This window comes from Pseudomonas lactis (assembly GCF_001439845.1).
Lineage (GTDB): Bacteria > Pseudomonadota > Gammaproteobacteria > Pseudomonadales > Pseudomonadaceae > Aquipseudomonas > Aquipseudomonas lactis.
Genome location: NZ_JYLO01000009.1, coordinates 213,469 through 227,780, shown reverse-complemented (window position 1 = coordinate 227,780; position 14,312 = coordinate 213,469). Strand labels below are relative to the sequence as shown.

Annotated in this window: 22 protein-coding genes; 7 read left to right on the top strand and 15 right to left on the bottom strand. The window is 53.9% G+C overall.

Annotation, left to right across the window (positions count from 1 at the left end; genetic code table 11):
- The first annotated feature begins 145 nt into the window (after positions 1-145).
- Both TX24_RS17295 and TX24_RS17290 read left to right on the top strand, forming a co-directional pair.
- Positions 146-697, top strand: coding sequence for a hypothetical protein (locus tag TX24_RS17295; RefSeq protein WP_057710722.1), 552 nt, complete (start codon positions 146-148; stop codon positions 695-697).
- Entirely contained in the window at positions 694-1,671 is a 978-nt protein-coding gene (locus TX24_RS17290; protein ID WP_057710721.1) for a tyrosine-type recombinase/integrase, read from the top strand. Before TX24_RS17295 ends, TX24_RS17290 begins: the two co-directional genes overlap by 4 nt.
- Here the strand turns inward: TX24_RS17290 and TX24_RS32165 are convergent.
- The 13 genes from TX24_RS32165 to TX24_RS30940 all read right to left on the bottom strand — a co-directional run bounded on the left by TX24_RS32165 (position 1,668) and on the right by TX24_RS30940 (position 8,151).
- Complete coding sequence (locus TX24_RS32165) at positions 1,668-1,829, bottom strand: hypothetical protein (RefSeq protein ID WP_167348427.1); 162 nt, start codon at positions 1,827-1,829, stop codon at positions 1,668-1,670. The genes TX24_RS17290 and TX24_RS32165 overlap by 4 nt on opposite strands.
- A 371-nt stretch (positions 1,830-2,200) precedes the next feature.
- Entirely contained in the window at positions 2,201-2,452 is a 252-nt protein-coding gene (locus TX24_RS17285; protein WP_057710720.1) for a hypothetical protein, read from the bottom strand.
- A 13-nt stretch (positions 2,453-2,465) separates the two neighbouring features.
- Positions 2,466-2,981, bottom strand: a complete 516-nt coding sequence (locus TX24_RS17280; RefSeq protein WP_057710719.1) for a hypothetical protein — start codon at positions 2,979-2,981, stop codon at positions 2,466-2,468.
- Between the two features lie 58 nt (positions 2,982-3,039).
- The gene (locus TX24_RS17275) at positions 3,040-3,567 is read right to left on the bottom strand and encodes a hypothetical protein (RefSeq protein WP_057710718.1); all 528 of its coding nucleotides are present in this window, start codon (positions 3,565-3,567) and stop codon (positions 3,040-3,042) included.
- Between the two features lie 32 nt (positions 3,568-3,599).
- Positions 3,600-3,734, bottom strand: coding sequence for a hypothetical protein (locus TX24_RS32745; protein ID WP_269476466.1), 135 nt, complete (start codon positions 3,732-3,734; stop codon positions 3,600-3,602).
- 13 nt (positions 3,735-3,747) lie between these two features.
- The gene (locus TX24_RS17270; RefSeq protein WP_057710717.1) at positions 3,748-3,936 is read right to left on the bottom strand and encodes a hypothetical protein; all 189 of its coding nucleotides are present in this window, start codon (positions 3,934-3,936) and stop codon (positions 3,748-3,750) included.
- A gap of 114 nt (positions 3,937-4,050) precedes the next feature.
- On the bottom strand, positions 4,051-4,464 hold the full coding sequence (locus tag TX24_RS17265) for a hypothetical protein (RefSeq protein ID WP_057710716.1): 414 nt from the start codon (positions 4,462-4,464) through the stop codon (positions 4,051-4,053).
- A gap of 15 nt (positions 4,465-4,479) precedes the next feature.
- On the bottom strand, positions 4,480-4,701 hold the full coding sequence (locus TX24_RS17260; protein ID WP_057710715.1) for a hypothetical protein: 222 nt from the start codon (positions 4,699-4,701) through the stop codon (positions 4,480-4,482).
- Positions 4,702-4,804: 103 nt separating this feature from the next.
- Positions 4,805-5,152 (bottom strand): type II toxin-antitoxin system ChpB family toxin, encoded by a 348-nt coding sequence (locus TX24_RS17255; RefSeq protein WP_057710714.1) that lies wholly within the window; start codon positions 5,150-5,152, stop codon positions 4,805-4,807.
- On the bottom strand, positions 5,149-5,403 hold the full coding sequence (locus tag TX24_RS17250; protein ID WP_057710713.1) for an AbrB/MazE/SpoVT family DNA-binding domain-containing protein: 255 nt from the start codon (positions 5,401-5,403) through the stop codon (positions 5,149-5,151). The genes TX24_RS17255 and TX24_RS17250 overlap by 4 nt, the downstream gene beginning before the upstream one ends.
- Before the next feature lie 363 nt (positions 5,404-5,766).
- Positions 5,767-6,408 (bottom strand): SOS response-associated peptidase, encoded by a 642-nt coding sequence (locus TX24_RS17240; protein WP_057710711.1) that lies wholly within the window; start codon positions 6,406-6,408, stop codon positions 5,767-5,769.
- Positions 6,409-6,434: 26 nt separating this feature from the next.
- Positions 6,435-7,733 (bottom strand): translesion error-prone DNA polymerase V subunit UmuC, encoded by a 1,299-nt coding sequence (gene umuC / locus TX24_RS17235; protein WP_057710710.1) that lies wholly within the window; start codon positions 7,731-7,733, stop codon positions 6,435-6,437.
- Entirely contained in the window at positions 7,723-8,151 is a 429-nt protein-coding gene (locus TX24_RS30940) for a LexA family protein (protein WP_082628815.1), read from the bottom strand. The genes umuC and TX24_RS30940 overlap by 11 nt, the downstream gene beginning before the upstream one ends.
- A 208-nt stretch (positions 8,152-8,359) precedes the next feature.
- Between TX24_RS30940 and TX24_RS17225 the strand changes: the two genes are divergently transcribed.
- The 5 genes from TX24_RS17225 to TX24_RS17205 are packed head-to-tail and all read left to right on the top strand — an operon-like array spanning position 8,360 to position 13,029.
- Positions 8,360-8,788 (top strand): TIGR03757 family integrating conjugative element protein, encoded by a 429-nt coding sequence (locus TX24_RS17225; protein WP_082628814.1) that lies wholly within the window; start codon positions 8,360-8,362, stop codon positions 8,786-8,788.
- On the top strand, positions 8,785-9,726 hold the full coding sequence (locus tag TX24_RS17220; protein ID WP_057710708.1) for a TIGR03756 family integrating conjugative element protein: 942 nt from the start codon (positions 8,785-8,787) through the stop codon (positions 9,724-9,726). The genes TX24_RS17225 and TX24_RS17220 overlap by 4 nt, the downstream gene beginning before the upstream one ends.
- A complete protein-coding gene (locus tag TX24_RS17215) occupies positions 9,723-11,108 on the top strand; it encodes an integrating conjugative element protein (RefSeq protein ID WP_371321885.1) in 1,386 nt (461 codons plus the stop codon). The genes TX24_RS17220 and TX24_RS17215 overlap by 4 nt, the downstream gene beginning before the upstream one ends.
- An 8-nt stretch (positions 11,109-11,116) precedes the next feature.
- On the top strand, positions 11,117-11,497 hold the full coding sequence (locus TX24_RS17210) for a hypothetical protein (protein ID WP_057710706.1): 381 nt from the start codon (positions 11,117-11,119) through the stop codon (positions 11,495-11,497).
- Complete coding sequence (locus TX24_RS17205) at positions 11,494-13,029, top strand: conjugal transfer protein TraG N-terminal domain-containing protein (RefSeq protein ID WP_057710705.1); 1,536 nt, start codon at positions 11,494-11,496, stop codon at positions 13,027-13,029. The genes TX24_RS17210 and TX24_RS17205 overlap by 4 nt, the downstream gene beginning before the upstream one ends.
- Positions 13,030-13,072: 43 nt before the next feature.
- On the opposite strand, the gene TX24_RS17200 is transcribed toward TX24_RS17205, so the two are convergent.
- On the bottom strand, positions 13,073-13,417 hold the full coding sequence (locus TX24_RS17200; RefSeq protein ID WP_057710704.1) for a DUF3742 family protein: 345 nt from the start codon (positions 13,415-13,417) through the stop codon (positions 13,073-13,075).
- Positions 13,418-13,654: 237 nt separating this feature from the next.
- Complete coding sequence (locus TX24_RS17195) at positions 13,655-14,272, bottom strand: hypothetical protein (RefSeq protein WP_169878781.1); 618 nt, start codon at positions 14,270-14,272, stop codon at positions 13,655-13,657.
- Between the last annotated feature and the right edge of the window lie 40 nt (positions 14,273-14,312).

The following is a 14,312-nucleotide window of genomic DNA, read 5'->3' as shown; positions in this document are numbered from 1 at the left end:
TTTTCCACGATGTCAAAACTTCCACCTCTTTCGCGACCAAATGATCGCTGTCAGTCACCTTTTGACAGGTTTATGCCGCGCCGCTCGATGGTCCGATAAGTCGTGATAAAATACGTTATCACGACTTTTTAACAGGGGTGGCCGTATGTCGATTTTTGAGCCGGTGCACGCCTTTTTCCGTAGACGCGCAGTAAAAACCCTGAATGAAGCGGCAGCATGCGTGTACCTGGTGAACCGCCGGCAAGAATCCCCCCGGGGCAACTTCGTGTTTCCCGGTACCGACTACCTGGACGATATCGAGGTCGGTGGCCATCGCGTTGGCCACGTCGATTACGGCATCAATCCGCTGGGCGATCGGCTGTACATCAACATGCTTGAAATTGAGCCGGCGCAGCAGGGGCAGGGCATGGGTATGGCCGTGTTGTGGCTCCTGTGGCGCACGCACCAGGTGCCGATTGTGCCGCTGTACCAGTACACCTCATCCGACGGGTTCTGGGACCGGGCCCGCCGGCGATTTGCTGCGGCCGGCGCCGTGATCGAGGACGAGCTGCGCGGCATCCAGGCGATGGAGCTGGAACAAGCGCGCTGGCAGCACCTGGTGCCCGAGGCCGAAGACAAACGTCTGATCCGTGAATACTGGGAGTGGGTCGCCGCTGAACACGCGGCTGGTCGACCTGCAGGGCCGGGCATTCCATGACCGACCTCACTCCCCCCCAGTCCACGGCCGTGCTGTTGCCGATCGGTGAACGTCGGCTGAGCGCCGTGGAATTCCAGCAGCTGGCCGGTGTGCCGGCAGCGGTGGAATGGTTCGCCAATATCGACAACCCGCGCACCCGCCGCGCCTATCAAAATGACCTGGAAGACTTCTGCGGCTTTGTCGGGCTCACCGGTGCCGAGGAATTCCGCGCGGTCACCCGCGCGCACGTGCTGGCCTGGCGCGCCCAGTTGGAAACCCGGGGCCTGGCCGGGGCCACTATCCGGCGCAAACTGGCCGCGCTGGCCAGCCTGTTCGATCACCTCCTGGAGAACAATGCAGTCGCCGGCGGCAACCCCGTGCACGGCGTGAAACGGCCACGGATTGAAACCAACGAAGGCAAGACGCCTGCACTCGGGGATGACCAGGCTAAATTGCTATTGTCCGCGCCGGATGGCTGGACGCTCAAGGGCATGCGTGACCGCGCTATTTTGGCCGTGCTGCTGTACCACGGCCTACGCCGCGAGGAAGCGGCTAAGCTGATGACCGGCGACCTGCAGGACCGTCGCGGTATCAAGCACCTGCAGGTAAGAGGGAAAGGCGGTAAGACTCGCTATTTACCATTGCACCCGGTCGCGGCCGAGCGCATTCATGCGTATCTGGAACGGGACATCACCCGCGAACCGGGCAATGGCCCCCTGTTTCGCTCGATCCGCGGTCGCACCACCGGTACCGGGATCTGCGCCGATGGCATCTATAAGGTGGTTGCGCAGTGGGCAAAGGCTGCAGGCATCCAAGTCGACGGGCTGGGTGTGCATGGTCTGCGTGCCACGGCCGCAACCAATGCACTGGAGCATGACGCCGATATCGCCAAGGTCCAGGTGTGGCTGGGGCACGCCAATATCAGCACCACCCGCTTGTATGACCGACGTGGTCAGCGGCCGGAGGATTCACCGACGTACAAAGTGAAGTACTAAAGCTTAGGCTCTGGCTTTTGCTGCACAGCCAGGAACGTCGCGTGCATCAACTGAGTGACTTGCAGCTGCAGATCCTCACAGGCTTCGAAGAAGGCCAAGGGCGCATCATCGGTACCATCCTCCAGCACGTTGGCCATGTCCTGGATGAGGTCACCCATCACCTGCAGCTGCTGTTTGAGGGGTGTTGAGCATGTGCTTATCTCCGCTAATGTTGGTTACGTCGACGCTCGTGCAGTACTTAGCCCATGGCGACTTGAAAGACCCACAAAGCACCGCTCAACAGGAGTAGTCCTATACATAGCGGAATCACTCCATTCTCAAGAAGCCCATTCATATATAGTTCTCCTACTGGTTGTGATATTCCATGGTGAGATGTTCCTACCTATTCCAGCGCGCTACAACCGGCACGGTCGATCAGTTCATCTAGAATGGCCTGCAACGCAGCTATATGCACTCTTCCAGTGCTTCTGAGAAAGCGTGCGGCCAGATTGTTGTCAGCTTGCGAATCATTGAGCTTGCTTAAGCTTTCCTAGTGCGCGTCAGGGTCAACCGCTATCCACGCTTTCGCACCGTTGTAGTCGTCGCCGCCTTCGGCCTTGAAGACCAAGCCGGTCATGTCTACAGCGTATGAACCTGGGCGTTCGCTTGCCGGATCACGCAGTTCGTTTTTCCAGCCGTAGACCTCACCTTCCCAAACCAGCACAACACCATCAGGGTGCTCTTTGTTGCCTGCTCGCCACTTGGTGGCAGTTGCGCGTAGCGCCTCGATCAGCTGCGTCATGGGGGATTTTTTCTTAGGCCCGAGTAAGTAGAAAACTGCCGTGGGGCGGCAGCGGATTCTGGTCTGGATCAGAACTAAACTCTCCTTCCCACTCCATACAAATTTTGTGAATGAAAAGAAGCAAATCAATCGTAATGCCACTGCTCAACACAATGTTGAAGGTCTCCCTGGTCTGCTCTGAACCTGCAATCACTCCATTCGGACCGAGACCCACCAGGTTCTCCGTAACGGCTGTAACCTCAGTCTTTTTCACAACAAGGTGCTTGGAAGCATTGGCTATGTCTGCGCACTCGCCAAACAAACCGCTCGCTTTTGCGCGCCAAGATTCGAAAAAGACGTGGTCTCCCGTTATCCCCTTTGATTTCAGTAACCAATCTCGAAGTGACGAGTTAGTCACACAAAAATTGAAGAGGTGGTCACCCATGGACTGCAAATCTGGCGCGTTCCACACCCGTCCAGCTTCGCGAAACAGCTTAAGCGCGATATCGCGTGGTGTTTTGAAAACAGGTATTTGCGTTTTCACTTTCATCAAGTCATTTCCTATTCATTTCGACTTGCAGGTGGGCGCTCTATTTAGAGATCGCTCTTCACAACTCATTTCCTTCTAAAACTCGCACTGGTTTCCCAACCTCGCGCCCAATCGCAGCTAGGTGTCCCTTTTGACGGTCAACAATATGAAGCTCTACTATCCGGATCAACTTACGAAGTTCATACAGGCGATCAAAAGGAAAAGAAATTTTGTATTGCAGGTGAAGCATAAGCTCTCCTGGCGCGTCCTCCTCATGAACTGTCACCGATTCAAACTCGTTTTCGTCATTGTGCGCTACGTAGGTGTGGCGCAAATCCATAATTTTTTTGTGTTGTTCCAGGTACGCTGGCTCCGATTTAAAAATTGAGGACGCTTCGAGCTTGCTTCGCCCCTTCCCTACCTCCACAAAGCATTTCGCATACGAATTGAGTGCACTTTTGAAGTATCCCAAGAAGTCTAGGATCGCGATGTATGAATTCCAGAGATGAGGGTGACCAAGCTCTTCTGCTTTGCTTATGTAGTAGCTGGCTTCGTGAATCTGACGCATCAAATGAATTTGCCGATTGTAGTTGCTCAGCGCACTCATAGAGACTTTTCCTCGAACTATTCACCTTAAGGCTAGAGTGCCTGGTGCTTGACTGCGGGCTGAGCAGCTTTCAATTTTTCGATGCCACTGAACATGCCTGAGATCATCCAAGTTATCAGTACCGCAAAAATGAGGACTAGCAATGCTCCTTTGAATTGAATAGTCATTTGATGTTCCTACCTATTCCAGCGCGCTACGGCCGGTTCGATAGGCAAACTCGTTACGGACGGCCTGCAACGCGGCCACATGTTTTTCCAGTGCCTCCAGGGAAGCGTGCGGCGAGCTTGTTGCCAGCTTGCGAATCAGCGAGCTTGCTTTAGCTGAACTGTCCAATGCCCGCTGCAGCAGGTCATCGATTTCGCGATTCATAAGCTTTTCCTTCAATCGGGCAGGTAATGCCTACTTCATGGACGGCTACGGGCCCAAAGCCCGGCGCTGAAGTCCTCACTGGTCATCTAGTCTGCTCTTCGCACGGGCGCCTATTTATTCGTAAGCGCCTTTCCCGATTTGGTTCTTTAGCCAAAATAGACGCTTGATTTGTGGATGCTTCACTTCGAAGTCTGTCAGGTTTTGGTCGACTGCTTTTTTTGCCTCTAGCGCTTCCATATGGGGGCGCATATGTTCAGTTGCAGCAGCTTCACCGTATTTCTTAACGCGCGCGTCCCAGCCTATGCCGGGCTCCACCGTCGCGCCTGCGGCCATAAGGGCCTCATAACCAGCATAGCTTGCTTTGCGTAGCGCTTCATACTCAGAATACAGCACTTTTCGTTCTTCTTTCGAATACAGTTCATCGAGAAGACCTATTAGTGCCATTACTGACAAAGGAGCCTTGACCGAGTCAATGGCCTTTAGCAGTTCTGTGTGGCGACGTTCTTCGGGGGTCGTTTTATCGTACATATCGGAGCCCATCCTTTAATAGTTACCCGGCTTTCGCCAGATGATGCAATCTGCGGACTTCTGAAAGGTGACAGAAGGATTGGCCTGCTCTTGCTGGCATCGAACATCACGCTCCGCAAGTTGTTGAGCCTCGTCACGCTGGACGATATAAACAATGACCGCGAGCGCGATTAAAGCAGTAGTTACGAACAAAGGTTTCGCATTATTTGGCATGTACTTCATTGCAGCGCTGGACATATCGTCGTCCTTAATTGATATGAAAGCCGAGGTGCATCCTGGCCTTGCGGCGTGCCGGCCAACCCGGCATACCTTTACTGAGTGTACTGCGGGATTTTTTTAGTTATTCAAAGAGCGCCTGGACGCGGGCCAGCACATCGTCAATCACCACCTCTGAAGCCGACTCAATGCGCTTGGCTCCACGGGCCTCAAGATCAACAGTGCGGATCTGGTTACACAGAACAACCCCCTGCGTTTCGCTGCCTGACCCGCTCAACGGCACCGCGAAACCGGCGTACCGGGCAAAATCGCCGCCCTGCGTGATCGGCGCAATGACCGCGAGGCCAGATGCGTTATAAACCGCAGGTGTGAGGATCAGCGCCGGACGAAAATCACCCTGCTGCTCGCGGCCAGCGGTTGGATTCAGGTTCAGGCGCACAATATCCGCCCGGTTGAATTTGGCCCGCTTCAAGCTTCACGCCCTACTGGCTGCATGGCGTTCCACTCGGCCAGTTCTGCGGGCTCCGGCGCATTCAAATCACACTTGGCCATCAGATCGGTTAGTCGATAATGCAGCTTGGCTTTAGCAGGCTTGAGCGTCATTACGTCTTCCGATGCATCAAGCATCAGCACGTCGCCGTTGGCCAGACTCATTTGCTTAAGTACCGCTGCTGGCAGGCGAATCGCTGCACTATTTCCCCACAGCTGAATTTTTACTTCCATAAATCACCTCATGATGTAGAAACATTGTATATACATCGCATAGGAAACACCAGAGCTTTGTCTATACATTGTATCTACATTTCCAGCTTCTAAGCTCTTCGTATAGCGGCTTGTTTGGCCGTCAAATAGGATTGAGCGGTCGGCTACTCTTGGTGATATTTGGACGACTGATCAAGCTGGCTCGATTCCTTATTGCGAGGTTTCGTTTCGGGCTCTGGCTCTGCTGGGTATGCTTTCACAGAATAGGGGGTCAATTGCAGGTGCAGCTCAAACCGCTCCTGTATCTGTTTTAGCATTTCGTCTCGGGTCATACAGTCACTCTCGCTTTCACCTGGCGGATTATGCATCTTCTGCAGCGCCATATCACATCGCTACGACCATGCGATCAGCCGGATACTGACGCATGAACTCCATACTATCGCTAGTCGAGGCTTTCAACCAATCGCCATAAAGTCCCTTGGGAAGGATAACCACCATGCGCTTTTCATCTTCGGGTTTATGGTAGTTGCGCATGAAAGGATGGTCATCGGCATTGATCGTGAGCATCGTAAAACTGTGCAGGATCCTGTCGGTACCAGGTTCGTGCCACTCCTCCCACAGGCCGGCGATTCCCATCAACTCTCCATCTGACCTAACTATACGCGTGGGTATGGATTTTCCCGTTCGCCAGTCAGGCTCATAAATGGCTGCTGCTGGAATAATGCAGTGGCGGGCCTGACGCCAAGCGGTGCGAAAAGACGGCTTCGCACTCGCGGTCTCTGATCGGCAATTGTAGGTTTTCCGTGCAATTTTGGTGTCTTTGCTCCATGAAGGGACCAGGCCGAACGAACCAGCTAGTACTTCATTCGGCGCCGGCGACTCTGCCTCGAGGTCGACGTGTTCCGCGCTACGGATGAAGGGCCCAATGTAACCTGGCCACAGATTCAGCTTACCCTGTTCATAAGGTTCAACGCCGAAGGTGTCTGCTACCCGCTGCGGCGCCGGTGCTTCGTAATGACTGCACATTTTGAAACTCCCTCAATCCTGACGCCTCAATTGGCATTTACCGTCCAGAGCTGATCAAGCCTGGTGGTGTAGTTCGGGCTCATCAACTCACGACGCATTGCCCAGGCCGGTGCAGCAGGCACCGCTGCAGCGCGTAGCGTTCCACGGCCCCATCGGCTGTTGATTTCATCGAGTACGCTCATCACCTTGTCCGCTGCAGCTGGTTGCGTGTGCGCGAACAGGTCGTCAGTGAATTCACCTGGTTGGCGAAGATCCATCAACAAAATCTCAGCCTTGCTGTATCGGAACCCTGGGCGGAACAGGCGTTCCACCGCCTGTGTTGCCGCCTTAGTGATTAAACGCACGTCATTGGTGGGATAGGGAAGCTCCACCAATACACCGTTAGCGTAACGAGCCTCTTCGGGGTTAAACATGCCGGTGCGAATGCTGACGCGGATCTTTTTGCACAGTGAATGCTGGGCTCTAAGTTTTTCCGAAGCCCGTTGCGCATAGGTAGCAACCGCTTCCTTGATTGGCTCAATTGTTTCCAGCCGTATGCCAAACATTCTGCTGCAGCAGATCTCCTGCTTTGCCGGTGCAGCTTCTTCCAGGGCTAAGCACGAGGTGCCAGCGAGTTCGCGCACGGTTTTTTCTAGAACGACGCTGAATTTGCGCCCGAGCAGGACCGGGTCGGCCTTAGCCAGGTCCATTGCAGAGTGGATGCCCAAGGCATGCATGTGCGCCGTCATGCGGCGGCCAATACCCCATACTTCCTCCACTGCGGTGTTACGCAGAGCCCAATCGCGTTTGAAGGGATCGCACAGATCCACCACGCCACCAGTTTGCGCCTGCAGGCGTTTGGCCGTGTGGTTGGCGAGTTTTGCCAGGGTTTTCGTGTGGGCAATGCCCACGCCAACTGGAATACCCGTGTACTTCAGGACCTTGGCTCGTATTTGCCGCCCAAAAGTTGTGAGGTTGCCGGGCATGCCGGTCAGGTCACAAAAAATCTCGTCGATGGAGTAGACCTCACTGTCACACACCATCGATTCAATCAGCGTCATGACCCTTTCCGACATTTGGCCGTACAGCGCGTAATTGCTGCTGAACGCCATGATGCCGTGGCGTCGCAACGTGTCCTTGATCTGAAAATAGGGCGCGCCCATTTTGACGAAAGGTTTCGCGTCATAGCTGCGTGCGATGACGCAACCATCGTTGTTACTCAATACCACGATGGGCGTGCTGGCCAGGTCCGGTCGGAAGACACGCTCGCAACTGGCGTAGAAGCTGTTGCAATCCGCGAGCGCGAAAATTGGCAAGGCAGGGTTGAGGTCGACCTTAACGCTCATGGTCGCGCACGCTGTAGTTGACCACACCCCAAATCACAAGCTCGTCGCCTTCCATTACGTACCTGGGGGGATATTTAGGATTTTCAGCCATCAAAATCACTTGGCCATCTCGACAGTGCAGACGCTTGCACACGCACTCGGCATTGAGCGCCGCAATAACGATATCTCCATGACGGGCTGTTTTGCTTCGGTCAACGATCACCAGGTCACCGCTGAAAATACCGATACCTTGCATACTGTCGCCCTGGATCTTAGCCAGGTAAACGTGTGGTGCACGGATTTCAAAAAGCTCATCCAGCGAAATCAACTTTTCCAGATGATCAGCCGCCGGCGAGGGAAATCCAGCCGAGACAGGATTGGAGTACATCGGCAGGGAATGGCCACCGCCGGCGATGGGACCAAGAAGGGTCGCGCTCATAAACTTGGCCTGAATAGTTACTGTATGGATAGACAGTTAACTGCGTACTCACTGCGTCGTCAATTTGAGCCGACCAAGTGCCATCTCTAATCCAACCCACACGAATTTTTCGCTCTCAAATACCCAAAGCTTCCAAATTCCTATTTCTTACTGCGCTCAAGACAGCCATCCGGTCTTCTGTACCTGAATCCATATCAGGTACGGTGCCATGCTCCAGATCCTTACCCACCTTAGCGAAACGCGGCGCTGGCTGTTTTCACTGCTACTGTTCTTGTCCACTGCGTCCCACGCGGAGACGTGGGTTATTACAAACCGAGCACATCCAGTATCCGCACCTTCTGGCGCTCGCGTCATCTTCCTGGATGATCAGCAGCGCCTTGAAGAACAACTTTCCAACCAACTACCCGCCGATCCACGCCAGGCAGAAGCGGCCATTCAACGCTACCTGGTCAGCCCTGCAGGGAAGCATCTGCAAAACGAGCTGGCCCAAGCCCAGCAGGGCGTCACAGACGCCTGGAGCCTGCGAGTCGAAAAACTCCCAGCCGTGGTCGTAGATCGGAGCTACGTCGTGTACGGCGAGCCTGACGTAGCTAAAGCCGTCGCGTTGATTGAACGAGCACGGAGCCTGTCACGATGAGACGCTCACGTTTTGCGATCCGGCCTTTGTCGCTGGCTATCACTTTCAGCCTGTCATTCAGTGCATCGGCTGCGATCAACTCGGCAGCGATTGTTGCCTCGACCCTGTCACCAACCTGCCTGGAATACAAAGTGGTCGGCATCTGCTATTGGCTGCTCTGCACGCCATTCGGATGCAAAGTCAAAACCTCGACCAAGGTTCGTCACTACGTACCGGACGCTGTGGTGTCTGCATATGCAAATACCGGGATGAACCCTTGGATAGAGATGTCACCTCTTGGCACCCCGAATCCGATGGCCCAAGCGGGTAACGACGGCACTACCAATCACGTTGCCGAGAACAACATCATCAAATTCAAGGAAGCCGATGTCATCGGCCATCCAGGTGGTGCGGCGTTGAGTCAGTTTGCCAGCGCCTCGGGCTATGTATGCAAAGGCGCAACCTTACCGCTTGTGCCTTACTTTCTGAGCACCCTTGACCCCATTGCTTGGCGATACGGCGTCCCGGAATCCGTATACCCCGAAGCACTCATTCCGGGCATGCGTGAAGTCGGTAGCCTGCTCTCAGCAAGCAGCTGGGGGAACGTCTACCCGCGTAGCGGCTTCCTTAACCAGACTGACGACTACAAAACGGGCGCAGTTATTGCGCAGCGTGCCGGCGACGTGGTTACCCGCCCAGGCCAGGTCCATGTCTACTTGCCGATGCTCGCCCTTCCCTACCCCGGCTACTGGCCTGCAGGGCCGCTACGCGAAGGTGACGCCTCCACTGGTAAGTGGCAAGAGCTCACCCCAGTCCTCAACCCGACTTGCGCAACCTTTCCCACCATCGGTCCGAACATCGATGCGCAGGATGGCGGCTACGCCTGGGCACTCTGGCGCCCGTATTCGTGTTGCCAGCGTCGTGGCCAGACTTTCCTCGGCAGTACGGACTTCCAATGAAACAGCGATCGGAGCAAAGCATGAAACTCACTACCTTGGCGATAGGGCTCGCCTGCAGCCTCAGCAGTGCAATAGCGCTCTCTGCTGATCCAATCAACGTCTCATCCTCCGGAAGCGTCATTGGGGACAACGTGCTGTATAGCATTGGCGGCGGCAACGCAGTCACCATGGGGAGCGCAGGCAACATGGATAGTATTTCTGTGGGAGGCGGTTGGAATACCAATCTAATCTGCGGGAACATGAGCCTGAGCACAACCCTTGAAAACCAATTGAATGGTGCAACTTCCGGCTTCAAAAACATCATGAGCTCGGTGGTACAGAGCGCCACCAGCGCCGTGGCTTCGCTGCCGGCACTGATTCTTCAACGTGCGAACCCGGCGCTATACAACCTCATCACCAACGGCATTTTGCAGGCCCGCCTGGACTTCGACCGCTCCAAAGGCACCTGCCGCGCCATTGGCGAAAAGATGGCGGATATCGCCGGCAACCAAATGGGCTGGGGCAAGCTTGCTGAAGGTCAGGCTATGAGTCAGGCGCTAACATCCAACACGGACGCAGTATCGGCGGTGGAACAAGTCGAAAAGAAAGGTGGTAACGATGGCGTCACTTGGGTTGGTGGTGATAGAGCAGGTGGTTCCGGTCAGAAGCCAATTCGTATCGTAGGCGACGTCACCAAGGCGGGCTACAACCTCCTGAACAAGCGCGCGGCCGGCGACACCGCATCCATCAGCAAAGCGAACTGCAACAACGGCATGGTATGCAATGTCTGGTCATCGCCCCAGGAAGCCACCACCTTTGCCAATCGTGTCCTAGGGGAACAACAACAGCAGACCTGTGACAGTTGCCCTAAAACGGTGACAGCCGCAGGCGTCGGCCTCACGCCGCTGATCCAGGAAACGTACGACACCAAGCTGAAGGCCCTGCAGGAACTACTGAGCGGAAGCAAAACGCTGTCGCTAGAAAACCTTGAAGCAGCGAGCAGCAACTCGTTACCCATCACCCGAGGCGTTGTAGCAGCACTCAAGGATGAGCGCGACCAGGACGTACTCGCTCGCCGGCTTGCCTCCGAAGTCGCGTTGTCCGATGTGTTGGAGAAAGCTCTGACCCTGCAGCGCACCTTGATGGCAGGCAGTCGGGAACCGAACGTCGCGGCTAATGACCTCGCCGTCCAGGCAGTCGGCCAGCAGAGCTCCTCGCTGCAACAGGAGATCGGCAACCTCAAAATGGAACTGGACATGCGTCAGCAGCTCGCGAAGAACTCGCCTCTGACCATCATTGAACGCAGCAAAGCACGGGCAGAAGACTCTCGTGGTGTGTCCTCGGGAGCACCAGAAACGGATCGATTAGACCAGTTGCAGTCACCCGCCCAGAACAAACAGTGAGAAAGGCCATGACCGATATGCCGGAGCCTGTCACCGCCCCCAACCGCTCGCTGGTTAGACGAACCGGGAGGAGCATTCTGCTTGTTCTGGGTGTTTTGCTCGCGACTACCGCTCTCGTAGTACTACTCAGCGCTGCCTTGATGAACATGTTCGACAGCGCCGAGCAATGGCAAGCCTGGCGCACCGACCACTATTGGCCGCTCTTTACCTGGCGCCTAATGCTTTATATCGCACTGACCGTTGCCTGGTTCAAATTCAAGGCACGGTTATCGAACTCAGAACGCTCGAAACGGCGCAAAGGACTGTTAAAGATCGAGATAATGGTGATCTTATTATTTCTGATGGTTGAACTGAGCAAGGTGTTGTATCAGGCAGGGGGTGTTCTGTGACGCTCTACACCAATGACTATTTAGAGTACTACCTGACGTTGGTCGGCTGGATCATCAACAATGGTATCTGGGCGATGATTTCAGATACCGGTCTATTCGCCCTCCCCTTCTGCATCATCGTTATTCGAGAGTGGCTGAAAGTCCGTGGTGAGGGAGCCGATGAGGGCAACAAAGGCGTTCTCTCACTGGCACGTATCGAGACCAATATCTACGTTGGCTACATCGTGGTCGCATTCTTCGCTGTACCAGCCGTCAATGTGAGTTTTGATACCTTGGCATTTGACCAGAGTAGAGCTCAGCAATGTCAATACAACTTACCTAAACCCACAGACACAGGCTGGAACACTACATTCAGCTCACTGGCAGGAAAGAGTGCCCAGATGCCCATGTGGTGGGCATTAATGCACGCTTTATCAAAGGGATTAACCAATGGCGCTGTAGCAGCAATTCCCTGCGGAACTGATCTACGGCAAGTACGCATGGAAGTTAGCAACACCAAGATCAACAACCCGCTATTGGCTCAGGAAATTGGCGACTTCACGCATGATTGCTACGGTCCCTCCCGTGCCAGATTATTCATGCGCCAACCCGAATTGGGAGCGCAAGGGAATGACCCTCGTTTTGCAAAAGAACTCAGCTGGATTGGTTCGCACTATTTATTGAACACCTCGGGGTATTACGACACGGACTACTCCAAAACTCCAAGGGCCTCATGGCCCTATAGCGCATCTCGCGATGTGGGTTTACCACAAGTGAGTGGAGGTGGAGGCTATCCAACTTGCAAACAATGGTGGTCGGATAGCGGAGTGGGACTGCGGGATCGTATCAAGGCTCAAGTGTCGCCGGACCTCATGACCAAAATGCTCGGCTGGGCAAAGTGGCTATCCCCGGAAGATGTGACTGATTCGCTTGTTCGGCAACTGGTCTCGCCGTCGAACCAGGTGAAAGGGGATGTTTATACGGATTACGGGGGGCAAATCAACGGAACCGTGTGGAATGGAGCAGCCCGGGCAGCGGGGACTCTTGGAGTTGCATTAGGATCTATGGCCTATTTCCCAGCGATGGACATGGTTCGTCAAGCGCTACCGATGGTCATGGCTTTTTTGAAAATGGCGATGGTGATCTGCATTCCGTTGGTATTAATCGTCGGAGCTTACCAACTTCAAGTTGCTATGACCTTGACCGTGACGTTTTTTGCCCTGATCTTCGTAGACTTCTGGTTTCAACTAGCAAGATGGGTAGACAGCACAATACTCGATGCATTGTATGGAGCAGGATCACCATATCTTTCATTTGATCCTGTAATGGGATTGAACACTGCCACTCAGGATGCAATTTTAAACTTCGTGATGGGAGCAATGTTCATTATTCTGCCAGTGTTTTGGATGGGCGCCCTAGGTTGGGCGGGAGTTAAGGCAGGCTCAGTACTGGGCGGGCTACAAACAGGTACAGATGGGGTTCAAAAAGCTGGCTCCCAAGGGGGTGGACTAGCGAAACAGGCCCTGGGTGACATTTCAAGCAAAAAAACTTAGAAGATTGGTCAAGTTAGTGAGGATGTGTTAGCGGCATCCTCAACTATTCATCATCAGAGTCAATCCGTGCACCGTTCGAATATTGACCATAACCAGATAGGCCGTATCGAAAGCCATCTTCCGACTCAACGGCCCCAGGCTGACCTTCTAGGACAGAAAAATCCCCTTTCACGATTGCTAGAAATATCAGTACTGTGGCCAGGACACCCATGAATACACTGGCAATCCAATGAAACATCCCCGCTGAAAAATACAACAGCACCAACGCCACCGCCAAACGCTTGACCCAACGCAACGTGCGGCTCTGACTGCACCAAACGAGGCGCGCAGCCTGACCCAGGCCATAGCCTAAGCGACTTGCTACTCCCTGAGAGGTCTGCGTGGTCATGGTGCGTCTCCTTCTAACCCCATCTAGGGGCGATATGACATTACTTATAATACCGTTTTTTCTCTGCCGCAAGATCATGAGACAAACGGCCGTTACCCTTGGCACCTAGCGCCGTCCCATTTTCGCTGCAGAAATGGCCCAAAAGGTAAAGGGTTCTGTAGAAGCGAATGGAATGGTTCACAAGGGTAAAAGCCTTACCCGAAAGGGCCGCTTTCAGCGGGAAAAGGTCCCATCAAATCAACGCATCTCCTGCGTCGAATACATTTCAACTAACTCGTCTTCTGTAAAATTACTAAGCAAAGAAAAGTATTCAGCTCTGGACTCAACCGTCAACGGTTGGATAGAACCTAAATTAATAAGAGTTGAAACTGCCTGGTCAGGAGTCATTTCGCTAGTGAGTGGAGCTCTCTGCCCAGAGTAATAAATCTTGTCTGACGCAATAGCTACGTCCAGCAAGTTTCGTACTTCACCATAACGAGGGGGACGCGCAGCGGTTAAAAAAACCCCATCAAAAACGACCAAGACGCTGTCAACGTGAGGAATAATATATTTAGCTAAGGCGACAACCAAAGGAAGGTTGTTGTCCCACCTTGCTTCTTCATCGTCAAGATCATTCCCTACGCTAGCAAAAAGAATGATCTCGTCACACTTATTGTCACGTATCAAATCACAAAGTGCCCAAACATTATCAGAGGTTGATTTCGTAGCGTAGCGAAGTGAAACCATCAATTTTTTCCTCACATGGTCGATCTGCGGCACCGCGCCCTTAGACCGAAACGACGATAATTCTGCATTCCTTTCTCCGTCACCACCATAGAAAGATGGCTCTTCGCCAAAAGAAATACCCGAGACCACCAGTGATCTTTTCCCCTTGCTCGCCCCCCTTTGATAGGAG